The organism is Pirellula sp. SH-Sr6A, assembly GCF_001610875.1.
In the GTDB taxonomy this organism is placed as follows: domain Bacteria; phylum Planctomycetota; class Planctomycetia; order Pirellulales; family Pirellulaceae; genus JBKCUI01.
On the sequence record NZ_CP011272.1, the window covers coordinates 4,004,004 to 4,025,141 of the forward strand.

Below are 21,138 nucleotides of genomic sequence, written 5' to 3' on the forward strand. Positions count from 1 at the left end.
TCGACATTTCATCGGGCGAATAGGTTCACAAGGCTACCCACTCTTCATGTTGGACATGAGAACCCATACTAGTCCGGCAAGAAGCAGCAGGGAGATCAAGGACAAGACTCCGATCAGCAACCACTGATTTCTTTTTTGACGTTGTTTGCGTTGGGCTTTGAGCAGGGCTGCCGGCGATGGCTTTGCTGCCGACTCCGGTTCGGAAGCGATCGAAGGTCCCGTCGAGGGCATCTCAGGGAATCCGATCGTACTATCGGAGTCGGTGTGCCTGCGGTTCGGTTCCTCGTAGAAGTCGGAGTCGGCCGGATAGAGCTCGGGCAGAAGCTGATCTGCCGTCAACCATTGAGGCTGCCCTTCTCTCCATAGCAAGGAATCCGCCGTCACTCTCTTTTCTTCGATCCAAACCGTTAGGAGCTCTTCGGACGCCGGGCCATACTCTCCACCGCTCGGCGGTCGAACATACCATCGAGCTCCCGCCGCTTCGGCGAACGCTCGCGGTCTGATCTTTGCGTTGACCGGCGGCGCGGATGGCGGGGCCGACGGAGGTGCAACATTTTGTTTTGCAACTGGTTTCGCAGGGGGCTTTGGAACTGGTTTCACCACCGGTTTCTCAACCGGCTTGGCCCCCTTGACGCTAGCGACCGCAGGTTGTGGTTTGGTCGCTGTCTGCGTGGGAGCTCCCACAGAGGTGCTCGCATGGACAGCCGCTACTTTAGGGGCTGGACTGGCTACGGCGATTTGCGGGACAGGCTCTCCCAGCTCCTCGTCAATCGCCAAGGAATAGGTCGCGTCTTGGAGAGGAATGCGAAAGGATTGACCGCACTCGGGGCACTTCCCCCTTTTCCCACCTTGAAAATCCTTCACATGGATCGCGTGAGAGCAATGGTGGCAAGCAAATCGGATTCCCATAGTTCCTCTCGCAGACTGGTTATTCGAAGGGCTCGACCTTCGACGCGTTATCGATACGATTCGTGACACTTGTTGCAGGATTGATCGATCTTGCTCACGGCGGACCTCGCCGACTCAGCGTCCCCTTGCTTGGTGGCTCTCGCGGCCTCGGACGCGGCGTTCACCATCTGACCAGCGAGTTCGACGTACGTGTCGTCATCGGCATCGGTCATCCCCTCCTGTTGGAGAATTTGACCGTAGGCTGCGACGAGCTCAGCGTACTTGAGGACCTCCTCTTGGCCATTTTGAAACTCTTTATCGTTGCTGGTGAGGGGAGCCAGATGTTCACGAAGCGCCCACTCGAGCAACTGCATGCTCGGGCCGCGATCCGCGATATCCTCCCAAGTCACCTCGTCGGTGGTTCCGGAAAGCTTGGAGCCTTTCAACAACTCCGCTAAATCCTGGTGCCGCAATTTGGCTTCATTGAAGACCGGCTGCGTCCCCACTTTGCAGTTGGAGGCCATTTTGGCAAATGACCGTTGACCGTATGGTGCGGAACTCTTCCAGCGAATTTCGTCGGGATATCGGTCGATGATCGCCATCAAGCTTGCCAGCAGGGTAAATTCTCGACGCACGTCTTTGAATCCTCCCGCTGCGAACTTGGCAGGTGTCGTAATGACCGAATCCAGCCTCGTCTTAGACTCCTTGACCAAATCTTCGATGGAGCTGCCGCTGATGAGACTTTTCCAAACACCATCTTTCGACGATGCCTCCTCGCCGGTGGGTTCACTCGCCACTTCGACATTCTTGCCAACCTTGGGCGAGTCGCTCGCCATCTTGGTTTCGGTTGTGCTCGCATCCGGTCTGGTCCCTTGTAGTTGCGACAAGGGGGCGTCGAAGAAGACGCCGGAGAATTCGCCCGGTCGAAAGGTAGGTGGAGCGGCACGAACAGGTCGCTTCACCGTCCGCTGCGCGTGGGCGGGCAGCGAAATGCCCAGCAGCACGCATCCGACCAGCAGCCATCGAACAAAGGGCATGCGTGTCGAGACGGGCGACGGATTCTGCGGTTGGGAGTGCATCGGTTCTCAGGGTTCCAAAACCAGATAGGACGAGCGGGCTCAGTGCAAGACCCCCGGAGAGGGAGACTCGCTCCATTATAGACGACATCCACCGGATTACGAAAACATCTGAAACTGTCCGGCGGCCTGAAAAGCCGATTCGAAGTGCCTAAATGTCGGGCCTTTCCCGATTTCCGGCTCGAGAACCACCTCGATCACATCCGCCCGTCCCGAGGTGCCGAACAACCGATGCTGCTTCATGTACCGAAGCGCCGTATCGGTAATCTTCTTCTGTTTGCGATCATCAACCCGATCTGACGGCCCCTCCCCTGCAGGCGTTGCACGCTCCCCGGTTTTGACTTCGACGAATACCAGCAGACGCCTTTTCCAGACCGCAATGAGATCGATTTCTCCAGTCTTGGTTCGGAACGAGCGTTCGAGGATGAAATACCCTTTCCGTTCCAAATAGACGGCTGCCAACCGCTCGCCAAAGGCTCCAACACTTTCGTTGGGGTAAGGGGGCGGATAGGGGCGGCTTAATTGGAATCGAACCCAACCGGACCATAATGGGTCCAGCCATGCGGTTGGGGTGCAGGACCGGCGGAGCGATGTTTGGATCGACTGCCACCTGCCTTTATGCTTCGTCGTCTCCATCCTCCGTGTCGTCGTCCTCATCGAGGTCTTTGTAGTTCACAGGGGAAATAGCCTTTTTGATCGTCTTGACCATCACATCGATCGGTGGCTCTTTTCCTGTGAACAGCCGGTACTGGTAAGCCGCTTGACGCACAAACATCTGCAGTCCCGTGATGACTGGACACATTGCCGTGCGCGCTCCTTTGATAAACAAAGTCTGCTCGGGATTATAGATGGTATCGAAGACCAACGTCTTCCCCTTAAGCTTGCTCGTTTGAAAAGGGGTTTCGTCCATGTCGGGAAACATCCCAACCGGAGTTCCATTGACGAGGATATCCGGTGCGATGGAATGACGCTCGTTCCAAGGGATAGTCTTGCCGTTGACAACTCCCGCCAACTCTTTCGCAGTCTCCGGATTTCTCGCGGTCACGGTGACAAGGGCTCGACGTTGGGCCAGACCGTAGCCGATGGCCCGCGAAACACCTCCGCTTCCGAGGAGCAGGACCGAAGCTCTTTCAAACGGATCCTCCTTCCCCGTCATCTTCGAGTAGGCTTCGGTGAGGCAATCCATCGCCGCGCGGTAATCGGTGTTGTAACCGACCATTTCTTCCCCCGCGAAGACGACCGTGTTGCACGCTCCGATCCCTTGCGAAGCCGACTCCGCTTGGGTGAGCAACGGCAGAATCGCTTGCTTGTGCGGAATCGTCACGCTCAAACCGCCGATGTTCTCTCGACAGCACCATTTCAAAAACTCCGGCAACTCACCGGATGCCACGCGAAATGGGAGATAGCGGCAATCCAGATCGTGCGCGAGGAACGACGCGTTGTGAATGAGCGGGCTATACGAATGGGCTACCGGATCGGCTACCACTCCAAACAATCGCGTGGTGGCCTGGATCGATTCCGCACGGTAAACGTTCGTCATCTGATCAAAACTCAATTGCCCAGGTGCAACTTTGCGTTCTGAATTGAAGACGCAGTAGGTAAAGGGTGCGCCATACCGCGTTGCGAGGATGCGCGACGGCGTTCCGTAGTCGCCCATCGCAATCCCGATCGTCGGAACTTTTGCATTTCGCATAAGCTCCAGGACTTTCACCATGTCGCCGAACGAGTTCGCTTGCACCGCGATCTTGACGATGTCGGCATCCGCCTTAGCCAATCGTTCGTGGATCGACTCCAAGTCGTCCGGAGTTCCTTCGAAGTTATGCAAACTGACGATGCGCTTCGTCTTGCCATAGCGAGGGATCTTGATCGCGGTGTCTTCTTCCAAGTCTACATATTCGATGCCCATCGCGATGGCAGACCGAAGCAGCATCAATCGCTCTTCTTCGGTTCGATCCCAGCGCCCACCATCCTCCTTGCGTCGACAAGTGACGACGACCGGAGTAGGACGATTTTTTAACAATCGTCCCAAATCGATACTGCGACCGATGTAGTCGAGGCGAAGCTCCGCCAGTTTGGCACCCAACTCCGCGACTTGCTGGTGCTCTTGAATGGTGTGTTTATGTCGAGTTCTAGCGATCGTTACGCAAAGCATGCTGTCAGGGCGGTTAGGGGAAGAGGAAGCAATCCGACTGTCGAGAAGGGCTACGAGTTATTGGCAAACGGGTTCGGCCTCAGGGCTTGGCTCCAGAAGTTGTCACAGGAGCAGGTGGCCCCTGCCAAGTCAGAAACCGTTCCAGGAGCGTGGGGCCTGGTTCGGTCAAGAAACTCTCCGGGTGGAACTGCCACCCTTCGATGGCGTACTGCTTGTGCCGCACTCCCATAATAATTCGATTGCCTGCCGGATCGTCGACCCACGAGGAAACTTCTAAACACTCGGGGAGACTTTCCGGAAGGATGACCAAGGAGTGATAGCGGGTGGCGACGAATGGATTAGGCAAACCGGCGAACATCCCTCGATTGTTGTGGTAGATGCGATCGGTTTTTCCGTGCATCAATTCCGGTGCCCGGACAATTTTTCCTCCGAAGGCTTGTCCGATCGATTGATGCCCCAGGCAAACCCCCAGAATGGGGAACTCGGTGTGCAATTGCTCAATGATCGGAACGCAAATCCCCGCCTCGTTGGGAGTGCAAGGGCCCGGGGAGAGAATGATCCGCTCCGGACGCATGGCCCGGACTTCATCCACCGTCAACTCATCATTGCGGTAGGTTCGGACGTCCAGACGGGGATCGATCTCCCCCAACCTTTGGACGATGTTGTAAGTGAAAGAATCGTAGTTATCGATCAGCAGTATCATGTTGAGCCATGGAAATTCGGCACGGGATCATTCCAACGGCAGTAGTGTAGTCGAGCGAGGAACGGTCGACGACCTCTAGTTGGGTAGACTCCCCTCACCAGGCGGCCCTAGGCGGAAACGGTCGACGACGCCTCGGTCCCCGAGCTTGATTCCGCAAACTGCTGAATGAACTCCATCGACCGCAACATCGCATCTCGGTCGATTTCGTGCGTGTGGATGCAATTCCCGACCCCTCGAAGCATGGTGACAGTCAATCGCCCCCCCAAATGCTGCCGAAACTCCTCCAGACCATCGAACAAGGTTTCGGCGCCGACTATCGGATCATAAATCGGCAACCCAAGATCCCTCAGCACACAGAGGGTAGCGAGCATATCGGACTGCTCCAGACCGTGCACAAAATGGGAATAGACGGTATCGAGGGCCACCCCAATCGAGACCGCCTCCCCGTGGCGAAGCCGGAATTGGGACAAGTGCTCCAGTTTGTGAGCCGACCAATGTCCAAAGTCCAAGGGGCGAGCTTCCTGCATCTCAAACGGATCTCCACCGTGGGTAATGTGATGGAGATGCATCAATACGCTGGAGCGAATCGCCGCCAAAACCGCCTCCCCTTCGCGCCGAGCAATAGCGTGGGCGTGTTCGCACAAAAATCGAAACGCGCCTGGACTCTTGAGCAACGAAACCTTCACAGCCTCGGAAAACCCGGCGACGAAATCTCGCTGCGGCAATTGCGAGAGAAGAGACTGGTCGTTGACGACCGCCCAAGGAACCGAAAAGGTCCCTTTCCAATTCTTCTTGCCGAACGCATTGATGGCATTCTTCACCCCAACCCCCGAATCGGCTTGGGCCAACGTCGTGGTGGGAAACCGAATCAAACGAATGCCGCGGTGCGCGATGCCTGCTGCATACCCAACCGCGTCGAGCAATGCTCCCCCGCCGATCACGCACATGTAGCTTCGCCGATCCAATCCATCCTGATCGATCGCGCGGAAGATGGCCTCAATTTGCTCGGAGTCGTTTTTGATCTGCTCGCCCCCTTCCAAGTACCGAACGGGGGACGTCAGTTCCAGCCGATCAGCGGACCCGATAAGCCTCCGTTCGAGCGACTCCCGAATCGAAGGGTTGGATTCCACGACGGAACGATCCACCCAAAACTGCACGCGGGCACGCTGGGAATCGGTCGCGAAGAGGGAGAGGATCTGATCCCAGTCGCTCTCAAAACACTCTCGGGTGAACCGCAATCGCATGGTTTGCGGGACGGCAAAATTGACATCGAGGGCGTCTTGCGCGATGGACCAAGGAATCGAAGACATGGCTACTGCAGCATCGTTCTGTTGGGAGGGACGCAATCGCGGTGTCGGCGATTTGCAGGAAGGGAGGATGCAGCGGGGAGGGCGCAAACTGGCGCGATCCCCAGCCCCTTCATGATAGTCGGCCCGTTCCCCGGTGGCGAGTCGCGAAAGCTAGCCTTTCTCGTCGACTTTCGACTCGGGTTCGGCCTCTCCATGGGTGGGATGTTTTTCCCACCCTTCGATGCCAAACCGCTTCAAATAATGGACCTCCATCCGCCTCATTTCATCCCGGTTTTCCGGAGTATCGTCTTCGTACCCGAGAACATGCAGCATTCCATGGATGGCATAGAGGATCAACTCCGCTTCAGGTGCCCAACCGACCTCGTTGGCCATCCGCCTCGCCGTGTCCGCAGAAAGAACCAACTCGCCGTCGAGAAAGTCCTCGTCATCGCTGAGGTCGAAGCTGATGACATCGGTCTCGTAGTCATGCTGCAGATAGTTGCGGTTTACCTCTCGGATCTCGGGATCGGAAAGGATGGCGACCGACATGCGTCCCTCTTCGACCCCCGCGTCCGACGCCATCTGCTCAAGCACCTCGTTCATGAGAGGAATATCCATCGGGTCGATTTCGTCGGATTGATGCAGGAGGACTTGGAGCGGCATGACAACTTAGGGGACTTAGAGAGGAACTTCGGGTCAGCGAGAATTTGCCGCGCAAGGGTCCTGGAACGATTGGAAAAACATTGCGAGCCCCGTTATTGCCCGAATGACCAGAATCACCGCGATGCCCGTCAAAATTGGTAAAAACACTTCGCTTGGCGGCCGGATTTGCCGAAACATAGTTTGTATTCGCAAACCATGAGTCTGGTAGTACGAGGGGGGCCTCTGATACCAGTTGTGGGCGGTTCGCATAGCGTACGCTAGCACAGCTGGTCGTGATATCCCCTTCGCATACAACTGGCGAGGAAGTTTGCAGGTGCTGAGGTTTGAAACACAGCTCCAAAGCGCCGTTTTTCCCGCAAAAAAACCGTAGGAGGGTTTCCATGCGACGATTTTTTATGGGCATGGCGATCGCCTCGCTGACCGCCGGTGCACCAATGACGGCGTTCGGTGGAGATCGCGAGATCGCCGATGCCATCATCACTCAGTTGAAGCAACAGCAGTCGACGGGCAGTCTAAAAGGGTTCGATATCAACCTAAGCGTTGAGGAAGGCCGGGTGATTGTCGACGGTGCTGTCGCCAACCAAGGCCAACTCGACTCCATCCTCCGCGTTGCATCGACAACCGCAGGAGTGAAGGAAGTTGTTAACAACGTCAAGGTTCAGCAGTCCTCGCTGCCGCAAGCTGCACCAGCTCCCGCGACAGAACAAGTCGTTGTACCGGCATCCGCCAACGATGATGCTCCCGCATTGATGACGCTTCCAGAAAGCGAAGAACCGACCGTTCGCGCCGAAGATGCTAACATCACTTCGGAAGTCCTCACCCGACTCGGCTCGGCTCAGAAGAACGGCCAACTCCGCAATTTCGATATCGATGTCTCGACGATCGAAGGCGAAGTTTGGGTTCGTGGCCACGTCGCTTCCCCAGACCAAAAGAGCATGGTCCTCGGCACTGTCCAGCGCGTTCCAGGCGTTGTGCGTGTGGTCGATGAAGTCTCCGTGGGACAAACCGTTCGACCCGTGAGCGGGATGCAACAAGCTCCCTCGGCCATGCCGGTTGTCGGCAGCGGAGCACCGCGAGCGTTCGCCCCTAGCACCCTGGTTAATGGATCGGTTCCCGCTGCTCCCGTCGGATACGGAGCTGCCGCTCCTGTTCCGATGCAGGGTGGACCAAGCTATGGTGGTGGCGTTCCTCGCTACGACCAACCCAACATGCCAAACTACGCTTGGCCAAGCTACGCGGCTTACCCGAACTACTCCGCCGTAACCTATCCGAAGCAATACTCTGCGTCGGCCTGGCCTTACATCGGACCATTCTATCCCTACCCGCAAGTTCCCTTGGGATGGCGGAAGGTCGCTCTGGAATGGGATGACGGTCTGTGGTACTTGGACTTCACCCACAAATAAGCGTGGGAAACGATCGGACGCGAACAATTCGAATGAGACACGCCATCGATATCTCGATGGCGTGTTTTTTTTATGTCGCAGCCTGAATGATCTTCGCTTGCGTCGCTTCTTCGCGCGAAAAGATCGCAGTCTGACGCCCTTCGTTGAGGACCATGATGCGGTCGCTTAACGTCAAGATCTCGGGTAGCTCGCTGCTGGTGACAATCACTCCCATGCCCTCTTGGCATAGCTCGCGGATGATACGGTAAAGCTCCGCTTTGGCTCCCACGTCGACGCCCCGCGTCGGGTCGTCGAGCAGCAACACCTTCGGATTGGTCAACAGCCATCTGCCGACGATGCACTTTTGTTGATTGCCTCCGCTCAAACTCAGGATGCTGGCTCGCAAACCATCCGTTTTGATCTTGAGCTTGCTCACCATCGTTTGCCCTGCATTGCGCTCCTTGCCGTCGTTTAACAGCGGACCGGATCGCATGCCTCCCAGCGTGCATAGGGATATGTTTCGGCCGACGTTCATGGCCGTGAAGATGCCTAGTCTCTTCCTGTCCTCGGTCACCAGCGCAATTCCCTCCGCGATCGCTTCTTTAGGATGCGTAGGCTGAATGCGCTTACCGCATACATAGACCTCGCCGGATGGGGGCTCTTTGGAGGCACCGAAGATCGCCTCGAGTAGTTCTGTCCGTCCCGCTCCCATCAATCCAGCAATACCGAGTACCTCACCGGCATGAAGATCAAATTGAATATCCTTCAACCGATATCCGCGCGCGTGTCCGGGCCATCGAAGCCCCAGTTTCTTCACTTCAAGCAGCTTCTCTCCGCGTTCGCGCCGAGGGCCAAGATCGATAGTGTCTAACGATCGCCCCACCATGCACTCCGTCACCTCCTTGGGGCTCATTGACTTGGTATCGCGCTGCGTGATGAATTGACCGTCGCGAAGAATGACAATGCGATCGGACAAATAAAAGACCTCCTCCATCTTGTGCGAGATGTAAAGGATCGTCGTCCCACGCTGCCTCAGCTTGGCGATGACGCGATAGAGCCTCTCCACCTCGGATTCCGTGAGGGCACTGGTCGGTTCGTCCATCACCAGGATGCGCGCGTTGACACTGAGAGCTTTCGCGATCTCGACCAACTGCTGATCGCCAACGCGCAGCGAACCTGCCAATTGCCTCGAATCGATATTGCATTCCAATTCGCGCAACAACTCGTTGGCCCGAAGCTGCATCGCACGATCGTCTCGCAGTCCCCATCGATTGCGAGGCTCCCGTCCGAGGAAGATATTCGCAGCCACCGATAACTGTTCGACTAGATTCAGTTCTTGATGAATAATGGAGATCCCAGCATCCTCGGCATCGCGGGTCCCAGAAAACCGCACCGGTTTGCCATCGAGCTCAATACGCCCTTCGTACTCGGTGTAGACACCGGAAAGAATCTTCATGAGCGTGCTCTTCCCAGCGCCATTCTCCCCGCAAATGGCCACCAGTTCTCCGCGCGCCACATCAAACGAAACACCGTCGAGCGCTCGAACAGCTGCGAAGCGCTTGCCGATGTTTTGAATTGAGATCAAGGTATCCGCGGTCATTTTGGCTTGTGGATCACCGGCTTGTGAATCACCGTCTCGTAGAGAGCGCGACCTGCCAAACAGATCGTGACGAAGACGCCGAAAAGAATCCCCTTCAGAGGGCTATACCAAGCTTGATTGCCAAAAAAGAGCAACAGTCCAATCCCTGCTGTGATTCCCAAGATGGGAATGCTGGCCCAACCGATCGGCGTCGAAAAGTACTTCTTGATCGCGCTCCGATCGACGCGTTGGCTGAACGTGACGGCTAGAACGACAACGATCCCAACAATCATGCCCTCGTACACATCGGAACCTGTCCCGACGATTTTGCTCACCGCATCAATAACGGTTCTCAAAAACAAACATCCCAGCACGACCCCCGGGATCGTTCCAATTCCTCCTTGCAACGAACAGCCTCCAATCACGGAGGAGGCGATCGCGTTCAATTCGTATCCGCGGGCCATGATGTCCGGCTTCGCCGACCCTTGATCGGCAAATGATATGATTCCCACGATCGATGCGGTCACCGCCCCCAGAACATAAGCGAACCACTTCAACCGATCGGTGCGGATGCCACTCAAACGAGCGGCCTGCTCATTGCCACCCATGGCATGGAGATGCCGTCCCGTTACCGTCTTGCTCATGACAATCCAGACGAGGATCGCGAGGATCAAGAACAAGATCGAAATGCTCGTTACATCTTTGAGAACATTGCGAAGGGCTCGGTCGGGGAAGTCGATTTGTGACTTTCCGTTCATCATGATAGGTGCCAGAGCACGGCCGAAGCTTCGCAGTCCAACCAAAGTCGCTAAGGTAGCGATGAACGGAGGAAGCCCGACCGCTGTGATGAGCCACGCATGCAGCGTTCCGATCATCACGCCTACCAGCAACGTTCCCGCTATCGCGAGCACTACGGCGCTCGTGCTGATGGAACCCTTCGAAAAGCCTTCAGGATCCAAGAGTATGAGCAAGGCTCCGAAGACCGTCGCACTGAGGGCGATAACCGATCCACTCGAAAGGTCGATCCCTCCCGAGATGATTATGACGGAACTACCTAACGCGAAAAATCCGAGTAGGACCGTGTTGCGTAGGATCAACTCCGCGGAACTTGCCGATTGATAGTAGTAAGTGTGACCGCTGTCGAGCAATGCCGTGATCAAGACCACGGCGGACCATGCTAATAGCAGCTTGAACTCTACCGATCCCCAAAAAGTTCGCCAAAGAGAGGGCTTGGGAATCATGAGCTGGTCAGGTTGTACTTCTTGAGCCAATCTTGGAATTCGCTGAACTTCACAAACTCAACGCTCGGTCCGAACTCCGCAAACATTTCTTTGGTCAATGGGGAACCTTGATCGGGTACGACGACCTTGAGGCCCGTATCTCGGTTATCACCACCAGGCTGCCCCATTTTGGGGAAGAGTTCCGAGAGGGTCGCTTGATCACCAGATAGCTTCGCAAACGCGTAACGCACCGAATCGTACCCCATTCCAAAGGGGTTTTGGACTACCATGGCGTCGATCATCCCATCCGCCATTTGCTGGATTGCCAACTGCTCTGCGTCAAAAACCACGATTTTGTACTTGTCCCGTGCATTCTTCTCGGAGACGACATCCACGATGGCGGGCGCATTGTACGACCAAATCCCTACGAGCATGGAAAGATTTGGGTGCTTGGCAATCACATCCCGAACATTGTCGCGGGCGCGGTTTCGATCAGCGTCATCTAGCTTTCGATCCTTTTGTGTCGCTTCACCGTAGACGGATGTAAATCCATTCATCCGTTCGATGGCGTTCTGCTGGCTGTCGGTCCCAACAAACTGGGCATATTCCGCATCCGGCTTGATCCCTTTGGCAGCCGTTCCGAGCACCTTGCCTCCGGTGATGTTATTGGTTCCGACATAAAACTCTCGAATCGATCGGTTCTTCTCTTCGAGATCGCTGTCAAAGCAACCGACGATCACACCCTTCTTCTTGAGATTCTCCAACTCGTCGGCAATCGCCGGGTTGGTGGAGGAGAGGGGCGAGATGATCACCGCCAGCACGTCGCTCTGCGTCCCGTACTGCCGAAGCTTCTCAATCTGACCTTGTTCGGTGCCGTCGTTGGAGTCCATCCCCGCGGTAATGCCGTGGTCCGCTAGCTTGAGATCCTCAGCAGCCTTCTTGATCCCGGCCCGAGCCGCATCCCAAAAAGGGGAGTCGGTGTTGTTCAAAAGGACGATCCGCCCCGCCTTAATCTTGGAGCCGCCGCCGCTGGAGTCCCCTTTCGCCGAGGCATCCCCCGACGACGTGCCGGTCGATTTGTCGGACGCAGAATCGCATCCCATACTGAACGTGAGGAGCAGGCCAAAGGTCAGCCATGCCGCGGAGAGAAAGGAAGTCTTCACAGTATTTGCACCCGCGCGACGGAGGATTTAAGGACTAGATCCGCGACCGGATCGACGGCCTAATGGTAATTTTCACGACGAAGCGTGACAAGCACACAGTAAGCGTTGAGAAACATTCTTCTCGCAGTAAGCTTGTAAGGATCGTCGAAACACGCAAGCTTTTCAGTCGATTACTCCATTTCTATCCATGACAGACTTGCGATCTAAGGCGAGTGACGCACTATCGTAGTGAACGATACGTCGCCGACATCCACCTCAATCGACCCCCTTATGGACTCCTCCCAAAAATTCAAACTGATTCACCTCGACGACGAGGACGATGGGCTCACCCTATCGAAGTCACTCAAACGTCACTTGCCCGAATGGACTTGGGGGTCGGTTCGCGACGCCATTTTGAAGCGACGGGTGCAGGTCAACGGGAATCTATGCTTGGACGCTGCTCGCAAGGTAACACCGAAGGATGTGGTGAAACTCTGGAAAGACTCGCTTCCTAAACCGGTCGATGCCACGGCCATCCGACTTGCCTATGTCGACGATTTCCTCGTTGTCGTGGAGAAACCACCAGCGGTTACTTCCACACGCCACTTCGAAGAACGGGACCTTTCTAAAAAGCGGCGACAACTACAACCGACACTTGAAGAATTGGTTCCCCAAGCCCTCATCGATCACTTCCAGGCATACAAGCAATCGAGTATTCCTTCGCCCACCCGCAAACAGCAGCTTTACGAATCGGCTCGACAGCGAGAGCATCGGCTGAAGAAGTATTCGGTCATCGCCGTACATCGACTCGATCGTGATACCAGCGGTTTGATGATCTTTGCACGAACTCCATCTGTCGCTCAAACGTTGGGGTTAATGTTTCGAAAGCACGAGGTGGTCCGAAAATACCACGCTGTAGTTCACGGTTATCCCGAAGCCCAAACCTTCGACAATATCCTGGTTAGGGATCGAGGCGATGGGGTCCGAGGAAGCAAACAAACCGATGCACCGGACCCAACCGAGCAGAGGGCGATCACGCATATTCAACCTTTGGAGAAGATCGGTCCCTATTCGCTGGTGGAGTGCCAGTTGGAAACAGGACGCACGCATCAAATCCGAATTCATTTGGCCGAGGCAGGTCACTTGCTATGTGGTGACACAATTTATGGTCGCAATCGGGATGGCAGCCGAACGGAAGATGTGAGCGGCGCGCCCCGTCAGGCTCTTCATTCCGCAACGCTGGTGTTCAAGCACCCGATCTCCGGTGAGTCGCTTCGCTTCAAGATGCCTTGGCCTGCTGATTTGTTTCAGTGGCTCAAACAACTGCGCAGCGATCATCGCTAGCAAGACGATCCCTTGGCGTCCTGACTGCGAGTCAAACATTACCCGATGCCAAGAGGCACGAGCCGGTTAGGTACAGTGTTTGCGGCCACCGCTTTGCGGCGCGGCGGGCTTTTCCCGCTCGCCCTCGGATTTCCGCTAGACTAATGAGACGATGATCGCTTTTGAGATCGGATCAAGTTGGTTTGCACGGAGATGAACCGAGACAAATAGACACGCAAAGTTCGGAACAGGAGCTACTAGTGACGAATTGGCACAAACTGGGGCACGACGAGGTCTTGAAGGTCCTTTCCACGGACGAAAAGGGCCTTGGAAAATCCGAAGCAGAAAAGCGTCTGAAAGAGAACGGCCCGAATCGCCTCCCGCAGCAACCGCCGACCCCTTGGTGGAAGATTCTCCTGCGCCAGTTCCAAAGCCCGCTGATATACGTTTTGGTTGGTGCGACGATACTCTCGGTTGCTTTAGGGGAAGACAAAGATGCCATCTTCGTCGCCATCGTGCTCGCCCTCAATGCCGTGATCGGGGGCTATCAGGAATGGAGCGCGGAGAAGAGCAGCCGAGCTCTGCAAAAGCTTCTTCAAATTCGGGCGACCGTGACTCGCGATGGCGACACCACGGAGATCGATGCGGAAGAGCTGGCCCCCGGAGATATCGTCTCACTCGAGTCAGGCAATCGAGTCCCCGCCGATCTTCGATTGTTACAAGCTACTGGATTCGAAGTCGATGAATCGCTTCTCACCGGCGAATCGCTCGCGGTTGTGAAGGACAGCGAATGGCTGGGAACAGACGCAACACCGATGGCCGATCGACGGAACCTCGCGTTTGCGGCATCGATTGTCGTTCGAGGTCGCGCTCAAGGGGTGGTTGTCGGAACAGGAGGACACACCGAAGTTGGCAAGCTAGCGGTAGATGTTCTTTCCAGTTCGGGTGGCAAGCCTCCGCTCATCGAGCGCATGGAGAAGTTTTCCACAGCAATCGCTTACGTCGTGCTGGTTTCTGTCGTGGCGGTTTCGCTTATCGCGATCTTCGTGCATGGACATACGCTGCAAGAGATGCTTTTGTTCGGCGTCGCCCTGGCTGTTTCCGCCATACCAGAAGGGCTGCCAGCCGCACTGACGGTCGCTTTGGCCGTTGGCACGACGCGCATGGCCAAGCGTGGAGTGATCGTCCGGCGCCTAGCAGCCGTCGAAGGATTGGGAAGCTGCACAATGATTGCCAGCGACAAGACCGGCACTCTCACTTGTAACGAACTTACGGTCCAGCGGGTCCTGGCCGCCGATCACGCATCGATTCTTGTGACGGGGAGTGGCTTTCAGCCGATCGGAGAACCCCAGATCGATGGCAAACCGCTCGATGCCACGAAATACCCGCCTCTGGTCGATCTGATCGAAGCGGGAGTACTATGCAACGAGGGAGACTTGCATCAGAACGGATCGGATTGGAAATGGCATGGAGACCCCACCGACATCGCCTTGCTCGGCCTAGCTATCAAGTCAAAGTTGAATCCACAGACGATTCGCGACCAGCATCCGGAAACGGGAGCAATTCCCTTCGAGCCAGAGTTCCAGTTTGCTGCGACCGCCCATCGCATCGAGACAGGGACTCGCATATGCGTCAAAGGAGCCCCCGAAAAAGTGCTTCGCATGTGCGCCATTTCGGAACAAACCGAGGCATGGGAACATTGGATGCACCACGCAGAGGAGTTGGCTCGACAAGGTTTCCGCGTGCTCGCGATCGCCTCGGGAAATCGCCCTGAAGAATCGATTGATCTCGATCCGCAACGGCCCCCGCAAGGCCTTGCGTTTCTCGGCTTCATCGGAATGATCGACCCGCTTCGGCCGGGTGTGAAACAAGCGGTGGAACAGTGTCAGTTAGCCGGCATCACGGTCTGCATGGTCACCGGAGACCACCCCGTCACCGCGCTCGCCATTTCAAAGGACCTCGGCATGGCAGATTCACCTGCTAGCGTGGTCGCGGGCCAGTCGCTCAACGGGCTCTCTCAAGAGGAACTGCGCGAAATGATCCGAACCAAACGGGTCTTCGCACGCGTCACACCGAGACAGAAATTAGAGTTGGTCAACGCAGCCCGCGCCGAAGGGCACTTTGTGGCAGTTACCGGCGACGGCGTCAACGATGCGCCCGCCTTGCGCGCTTCGAATATCGGCATTGCAATGGGGAAATCGGGAACCGACGTGGCGAGAGAAGCTGCCGAATTGGTTATCTCCGATGACAACTTCGCAACCATCATCGCCGGAGTTGAAGAAGGCAGGATCGCCTATGACAATATTCGCAAAGTCATCTATCTGCTCGTTTCGATGGGATTTGCGGAAGTCCTTCTCATCGGTGCCACCTTTGTGATGGGCGCGTATCTACCGATACCCTTTCTGCCCGTACAACTATTGTGGCTTAACCTGGTAACCGATGGTATCCAAGGTGTTGCGTTGGCGTTCGAACCGGGCGAGCAAGGCGTCTTGCGCCGCAAGCCGCGCAGCCCGAGCGAACCAATCTTCGATCGATTGATGCTCGAAAGGATCATCATCGCCGCCATCACCATGATGGTTGTCGGCACCGGAGCCTTTTGGTGGATGATTCAAGCGGGATGGAGCGAAGCTTCGGCACGAAACGCCCTCCTCCTGCTTACCGTTCTTTTCCAGAACATCCACATCGGAAACTGCCGCTCAGAAACCAAGAGCGGTTTGAGGCAATCGCCACTGAAAACCCCATTCCTTTTCGCAGGTGCGATCGGGGCGCTCGGGATTCACATCTTCGCCATGCATTTCCCTCCGTTGCAGGCCGTTCTCCGGATCGAACCGGTTAGCTGGCAAGTCTGGGGAGCTATGTTCGCCCTCTCACTGACCGCGTTTGTCACAATCGAGATCCACAAATGGACTTGGTGGCTCCGGTATGGAGACGAGCGTTGAGGGAGGCGACAGGCAGCGTGCTGGGCCAGTTGGGGAATCACTACCCATGACGGTATACTCCTTGCAAGCACCGTTTTGTTGCGTCGGTGGATCGGTGTCTCTATCCCTTTCTCTCCCCAAGTGTTATGTTTCTCGCGTTGATGACGTCAATTCGATCGACTTTCGCCCACTCGGTTTGCTGGGGAGGGGCTATGTCCATCGGCCTTTATGCTGGCGCATGCTCCCTTGCGGATGACTCGGGAGCATTGCGAGAACCCCCGGAGCGAGTGGAGCCGGGAACCCCAGAGGAAGCGTCCTTGATCGCAACGAGTCTTCATCAACAATTCGCGGAACTCTGGTCCGGCATGTCCGCCGGAGCCAAACGGGGTTACCAACATTTGGTTTCGAATCCGTATCTCCCACACGATTTCGATTTGGAAGTCGTTCAGGAATTGGAACAGAATCGTACTGCCCGATTACCCGTGGAGGGATTCTCGGACGACCTTTCGGGTAGACAACGATTCTTTGCACGCTTTGGATTGTCAAGTCGCCCCGATGCACCGGAGCTCCCCCTGCAGTACGTACAAACTTCGGAGAATCGGTTTGTTATGAATTGCTTCGCCTGCCACGGAGGAAACTTGTACGGAGCAACCTACCCCGGAGCGCCGAACACACTTTACATGCTCGAGTCCCTCACCGAATCGGTGCGAAAGACCAAGATTCAGCTGGGTAAGCCATTGGGGCACATGGATATCGGATCGTTTGTCATGCCTCTCGGCAGAACGATGGGGACAAGCAATGCGGTCATGTTTGGTGTCGCCTTGATGAACTACCGAGATGAGGAATTGCGAATCTACCCGAATCGCTCTCCCGCCAGCATGGTGCACCACGATATGGACGCTCCTCCCTGGTGGCATTTCCATCGCAAGCATCATATCTACATCGATGGCTTCGCGGAGAAGGGTCATAAAGGGCTGATGCAGTTCATGCTAGTTCGTGAAAATGGACCAGAGAAGTTTCGCGAATGGGAAACAGACTTCCGCGACGTTTATAGTTTTCTTGAAGAACTGCGACCTCCTAAATATCCGCTCCCTATCGATGACGTCATGTCCGAGCGAGGCCGGGTCGTATTCGAAAAGAATTGTGCCTCCTGCCATGGTACCTATGGTGATGGAAGCAAATTCCCGAACACACACGTTGACATCGAAGACATCAAAACGGATCGTGTTCGGTTTGAAGCGTTAACGCCCACCCACCGTGCGCACTATGGAGCCAGTTGGTTTGCGGATATGGGGAAGCAAGACACGCTTGCCGAAGTCGACGGTTACGTTGCTCCTCCTCTAGATGGTGTGTGGGCATCGGCCCCCTACCTTCACAACGGAAGCGTACCGACACTCTGGCATCTCCTCCATCCCGAGCAACGACCGGTTGTCTGGAGACGGACATCTCTCTCACTCGACACCCAACGAGTTGGTTTGGCTATCGAGGTCTTGGACAAGACACCGAGTCGATTAAATTCCTATGACAAACGGCTTTATTTCGACACCCGAGCCACCGGAAAATCATCATCGGGGCATGACTACCCCGCTCGCCTCAGCCAGGAAGAAAAGCGAGATCTCCTCGAATACCTGAAGACACTGTAATTCCCCCCCGCCACATCTTCCCCCCATTCTCTCTCACATCACATCACTTTACCCCGTCACATCTTCACGCGGCGACTTCTTCGGGCAGTGAGATCTTCACACAGCGACATCCACATGTCGCACCTCTCAAGGCAGAGCATTCCAAAAGTTGGTTGCCCCCAACCCCCTCCCCTTTTCCGCCTTTGCAAGCAAACCACCGCTCCCCAAAAAGGTGGGTGCCTCTTATCAAAAAGGTGGGTGCCTCTTATTATGCCCTTCCGAAAATGGGTGGGTGCCTGCTATCGGGAATGTTTCGTTGCGTCTTTGCGCCGTCGCGCGAAACCTCCCTCCAAAAGGTGGGTGCCTGCTATCAAAAATGTGGGTGCCCCCTATTCCCTTTTTGACGCATGCGTTTCTTGCGTGGATAAGTGCGGCTGTTCTTTTCGCTTTTCCGGGACGACTCGTCAGCTAGAACACACAAAGACAGTTGCCTCAAAAATTACGGGTGCCTCCTATTCAACTCTCCCCTCAAAAGGTGGGTGCCTGCTATCAAAAATGTGGGTGCCCCCTATTCCCTTTTTGACGCATGCGTTTCTTGCGTGGATAAGTGCGGCTGTTCTTTTCGCTTTGCCGGGACGACTCGTCAGCTAGAACACACAAAGACAGTTGCCTCAAAAATTACCAAAAATTACGGGTGCCTCTTATTCCCTCCCCAATTAGGTGGGTGCCTCTTATTTACCCCTCTCCAAAAAGTTCACCTATTTGGTTGCATCCCCTCCCTCAATCCCATAAGGTGATGGGATCTACACCCCGAACTTCTTGGAGAGATCCACCATGTCCAGCACGCTCCGCTGTGAGCAGTTCGTCAGCGACGAAATTTGCCTTGTTCATTGCTACCATCGCTGTGTCCGTCGTGCCTTTCTCACAGGCATCGATGAGCTCACCCAGAAAGACTACACCCACCGCAGAGAATGGATTCGCCAGCGCCTGGAGTCCCTGGCCTCTGTCTTCGGTATCGACGTTCTCCAATATGCCGTCCTATCCAATCACCTCCATGTCATCCTCCGCAATCGCCCCGATGTCGTGAAGACTTGGTCCGACGTAGAAGTCGCCACCCGCTGGCTAAGACTCTTTCCAGGCACCCGAATCCTCGATGTCTTGGCAGAGCCCAACGAGGAGGATGTCCGAAGCGCTGTAGCCAATCCCGAGAAGATCCAAGAGTATCGCAGCCGACTCTCCGATATCTCTTGGTTCATGCGTTCTCTCGCAGAAGTCATCGCCAGGCGAGCCAATGCAGAAGATGAATGCAGTGGCTGCTTCTGGGATGGCCGATTCAAAGCGAAGCGGCTACTCGATGAAGCGGGTTTGCTGGCCTGCGCCATGTATGTGGATCTCAATGTCTTGCGCGCGAACCTGGCCGCAACAATCGAACTCTCGATGCACACGTCGGTATTCGATCGAATCGAGGCTGCCAAGGGAGCGATGATCGAATCCTCGGCTCTGGATCGTATTCCCTTGTCCCGGGAGGAATCGATCGCGAGGAGGACCAAGATGACGCTCGAGGAGCAGAAGAAGGCTCGTAAGCAGACTGGCCCCCGTCCACTGGTCCCCCGAGACGCCTGGTTGGCCCCTTTGACGCTCGACCCCGAAGTGGACGCGTTTGATCCGCAGGCCAGCACCAATGGTCTGCGCGCCAGCAACCGAGGGTTCTTGAAGATGAACCTGGAGGACTATGTGAAGTTGTTGCAATGGACTGCTAAGCAGAAGGATCATCCGCCAGGGAGCGTGTGTCGGGTTCCTGAATCCTTAGAGCCCTTGTTTACCGGCTTGGGAGTGGAACCGAGCATGTGGTGCGACTTGGTGTGGAACTACACGAAGTACTTTGGGACAAGCCGTTGTAGTGGGAATCCCAAGGCGATGATCGCCGACGCGGAGCGGACCCACAAACGCTGGAGTCGCGGCCAGCGCCAAGCTGCCGCTTGCTTCGCCTAGCGGGCATCGCAGCAACTGGCAAGGAGCAAGTGGCACCTCTAGCTCCGGTTCCCCACCTTAGAGCCTGAGCCAGAACGTCCGCTCTCCAGTCTCCCTCTCTCCCATCTCCCTCTCTTCGCCCTCCTGCATTCTCGGGTCCGGCTCGCCGCTGCGCCCATCCGAGCCCAATCCCCCGACTTCCAGCCCCCCAGGCCACTTCCGCCCCCACCGTCCCCCCTCCGTCCCCTCCAAAAGATGGGTGCCTGCGATTGAACTGCTCCAAAAGATGGGTGCCTTCTATCAAAAGGAGGGTGCCTGCTATTTGAGGAACGATTGAAAAGATGGGTGCCTGTTATCGGGAATGTTTCGTTGCGTCTTGGCGCCTTTGCGAGAAACCTCCTCCCCGCCACTACGTGGGTGCCTCCGAAGGTGTGTCCCCGCCACTACGTGGGTGCCTCCGAAGGTGGGTGCGAAGGTGTGGGTGCCTCCGAAGGTGGGTGTTAGGTGGGTGCCTCGGAATAGATTTTCTTAGGTGGGTGCCTCGGAATAGATTTTCTAGGACGAAGGCATCGTCAATCCCTTGGGAAGGTATTGCCCGTCCACTTACATTGCTACCGATTGATCATTTGTCCCAAACCCAAGAGCCGTATCTCATGCACTGTCTCTTGTTTTCATGCACTGTCTATTGGGTTGTTCCTGGAGATCAACCATGTCGGGACGAGAACGTCCCAATTTTGATGTCTTGAAGGTTCAACGAATTGCACACCGCGGTACGTCGGAGCGTCTTTGCAATGGAGTACGATTGCATGCAACGGATGGAGATTACAACGCGACCATTTGGTCCGCGACCCCAGTCAATTGCCGCTCAGTGAGGACCCCTTCGGTTTGCCCAACGACATGGCCCTGGTGAATGAATACCAGTTTCGGAATGGAGGAGACGCGGTATCGCATAGCCAATTCGGGGTCTTGGTCCACGTTGATCTTGACCACTTTTACTTTGCCTTCAAACGCAGTCGCAACTTTGTCCAGCACGGGACCGAGCATCCTGCATGGCGCGCACCAATCCGCGTAGAAATCGACAATGACAGGGGTCGCCGATGCGACGACTTCGTCTTGAAAATTAAAACCCGTTACTGTTTTGGCTGTAGACATTCGCAATCTCCTTGTGGACATGAAATGGGATACAACACCCTTTCTGATCCTCATCCAC

Annotated in this window: 16 protein-coding genes; 5 read left to right on the forward strand and 11 right to left on the reverse strand. The window is 55.8% G+C overall.

What is annotated here, in order from left to right; genetic code table 11:
* Nucleotides 1–33: 33 nt before the first annotated feature.
* The 7 genes from VN12_RS15270 to ybeY all read right to left on the reverse strand — a co-directional run bounded on the left by VN12_RS15270 (nt 34) and on the right by ybeY (nt 6,771).
* Nucleotides 34–909: a DUF4339 domain-containing protein gene (locus VN12_RS15270; RefSeq protein ID WP_146677640.1), complete on the reverse strand. Its 876-nt coding sequence runs from the start codon at nt 907–909 to the stop codon at nt 34–36.
* 47 nt (nt 910–956) lie between these two features.
* Nucleotides 957–1,967 (reverse strand): cytochrome c, encoded by a 1,011-nt coding sequence (locus VN12_RS15275; protein ID WP_146677641.1) that lies wholly within the window; start codon nt 1,965–1,967, stop codon nt 957–959.
* A gap of 96 nt (nt 1,968–2,063) precedes the next feature.
* Nucleotides 2,064–2,600, reverse strand: a complete 537-nt coding sequence (locus tag VN12_RS15280; protein ID WP_146677642.1) for a YraN family protein — start codon at nt 2,598–2,600, stop codon at nt 2,064–2,066.
* Entirely contained in the window at nt 2,581–4,116 is a 1,536-nt protein-coding gene (gene aroE / locus VN12_RS15285) for a shikimate dehydrogenase (protein ID WP_146677643.1), read from the reverse strand. The genes VN12_RS15280 and aroE overlap by 20 nt, the downstream gene beginning before the upstream one ends.
* A gap of 79 nt (nt 4,117–4,195) precedes the next feature.
* Nucleotides 4,196–4,819 (reverse strand): anthranilate synthase component II, encoded by a 624-nt coding sequence (locus VN12_RS15290; protein WP_146677644.1) that lies wholly within the window; start codon nt 4,817–4,819, stop codon nt 4,196–4,198.
* A 107-nt stretch (nt 4,820–4,926) separates the two neighbouring features.
* The gene (locus tag VN12_RS15295; protein WP_146677645.1) at nt 4,927–6,129 is read right to left on the reverse strand and encodes a 3-dehydroquinate synthase; all 1,203 of its coding nucleotides are present in this window, start codon (nt 6,127–6,129) and stop codon (nt 4,927–4,929) included.
* A 150-nt stretch (nt 6,130–6,279) separates the two neighbouring features.
* Nucleotides 6,280–6,771 (reverse strand): rRNA maturation RNase YbeY, encoded by a 492-nt coding sequence (gene ybeY, locus VN12_RS15300; protein ID WP_146677646.1) that lies wholly within the window; start codon nt 6,769–6,771, stop codon nt 6,280–6,282.
* A 380-nt stretch (nt 6,772–7,151) separates the two neighbouring features.
* Between ybeY and VN12_RS15305 the strand changes: the two genes are divergently transcribed.
* Nucleotides 7,152–8,174 carry a BON domain-containing protein gene (locus tag VN12_RS15305; protein ID WP_146677647.1) on the forward strand — a complete coding sequence of 341 codons (1,023 nt, stop codon included), beginning with the start codon at nt 7,152–7,154 and terminating at the stop codon, nt 8,172–8,174.
* A gap of 70 nt (nt 8,175–8,244) precedes the next feature.
* On the opposite strand, the gene VN12_RS15310 is transcribed toward VN12_RS15305, so the two are convergent.
* The 3 genes from VN12_RS15310 to VN12_RS15320 are packed head-to-tail and all read right to left on the reverse strand — an operon-like array spanning nt 8,245 to nt 12,115.
* The gene (locus tag VN12_RS15310; RefSeq protein WP_146677648.1) at nt 8,245–9,753 is read right to left on the reverse strand and encodes a sugar ABC transporter ATP-binding protein; all 1,509 of its coding nucleotides are present in this window, start codon (nt 9,751–9,753) and stop codon (nt 8,245–8,247) included.
* Nucleotides 9,750–10,973, reverse strand: coding sequence for an ABC transporter permease (locus tag VN12_RS15315; RefSeq protein WP_146677649.1), 1,224 nt, complete (start codon nt 10,971–10,973; stop codon nt 9,750–9,752). The genes VN12_RS15310 and VN12_RS15315 overlap by 4 nt, the downstream gene beginning before the upstream one ends.
* Complete coding sequence (locus VN12_RS15320; RefSeq protein WP_146677650.1) at nt 10,970–12,115, reverse strand: substrate-binding domain-containing protein; 1,146 nt, start codon at nt 12,113–12,115, stop codon at nt 10,970–10,972. The genes VN12_RS15315 and VN12_RS15320 overlap by 4 nt, the downstream gene beginning before the upstream one ends.
* A 270-nt stretch (nt 12,116–12,385) precedes the next feature.
* Between VN12_RS15320 and VN12_RS15325 the strand changes: the two genes are divergently transcribed.
* From VN12_RS15325 to VN12_RS15340, 4 genes are all read left to right on the forward strand, one after another.
* Nucleotides 12,386–13,438 (forward strand): RluA family pseudouridine synthase, encoded by a 1,053-nt coding sequence (locus VN12_RS15325; protein ID WP_146677651.1) that lies wholly within the window; start codon nt 12,386–12,388, stop codon nt 13,436–13,438.
* 239 nt (nt 13,439–13,677) lie between these two features.
* On the forward strand, nt 13,678–16,356 hold the full coding sequence (locus VN12_RS15330; protein WP_168164443.1) for a cation-translocating P-type ATPase: 2,679 nt from the start codon (nt 13,678–13,680) through the stop codon (nt 16,354–16,356).
* A 191-nt stretch (nt 16,357–16,547) separates the two neighbouring features.
* Complete coding sequence (locus VN12_RS15335; protein WP_146677653.1) at nt 16,548–17,978, forward strand: c-type cytochrome; 1,431 nt, start codon at nt 16,548–16,550, stop codon at nt 17,976–17,978.
* Nucleotides 17,979–18,791: 813 nt separating this feature from the next.
* Complete coding sequence (locus tag VN12_RS15340) at nt 18,792–19,949, forward strand: hypothetical protein (RefSeq protein ID WP_146677654.1); 1,158 nt, start codon at nt 18,792–18,794, stop codon at nt 19,947–19,949.
* A gap of 801 nt (nt 19,950–20,750) precedes the next feature.
* On the opposite strand, the gene trxA is transcribed toward VN12_RS15340, so the two are convergent.
* Nucleotides 20,751–21,080, reverse strand: coding sequence for a thioredoxin (trxA, locus tag VN12_RS15345; RefSeq protein ID WP_146677655.1), 330 nt, complete (start codon nt 21,078–21,080; stop codon nt 20,751–20,753).
* Nucleotides 21,081–21,138 lie beyond the last annotated feature (58 nt).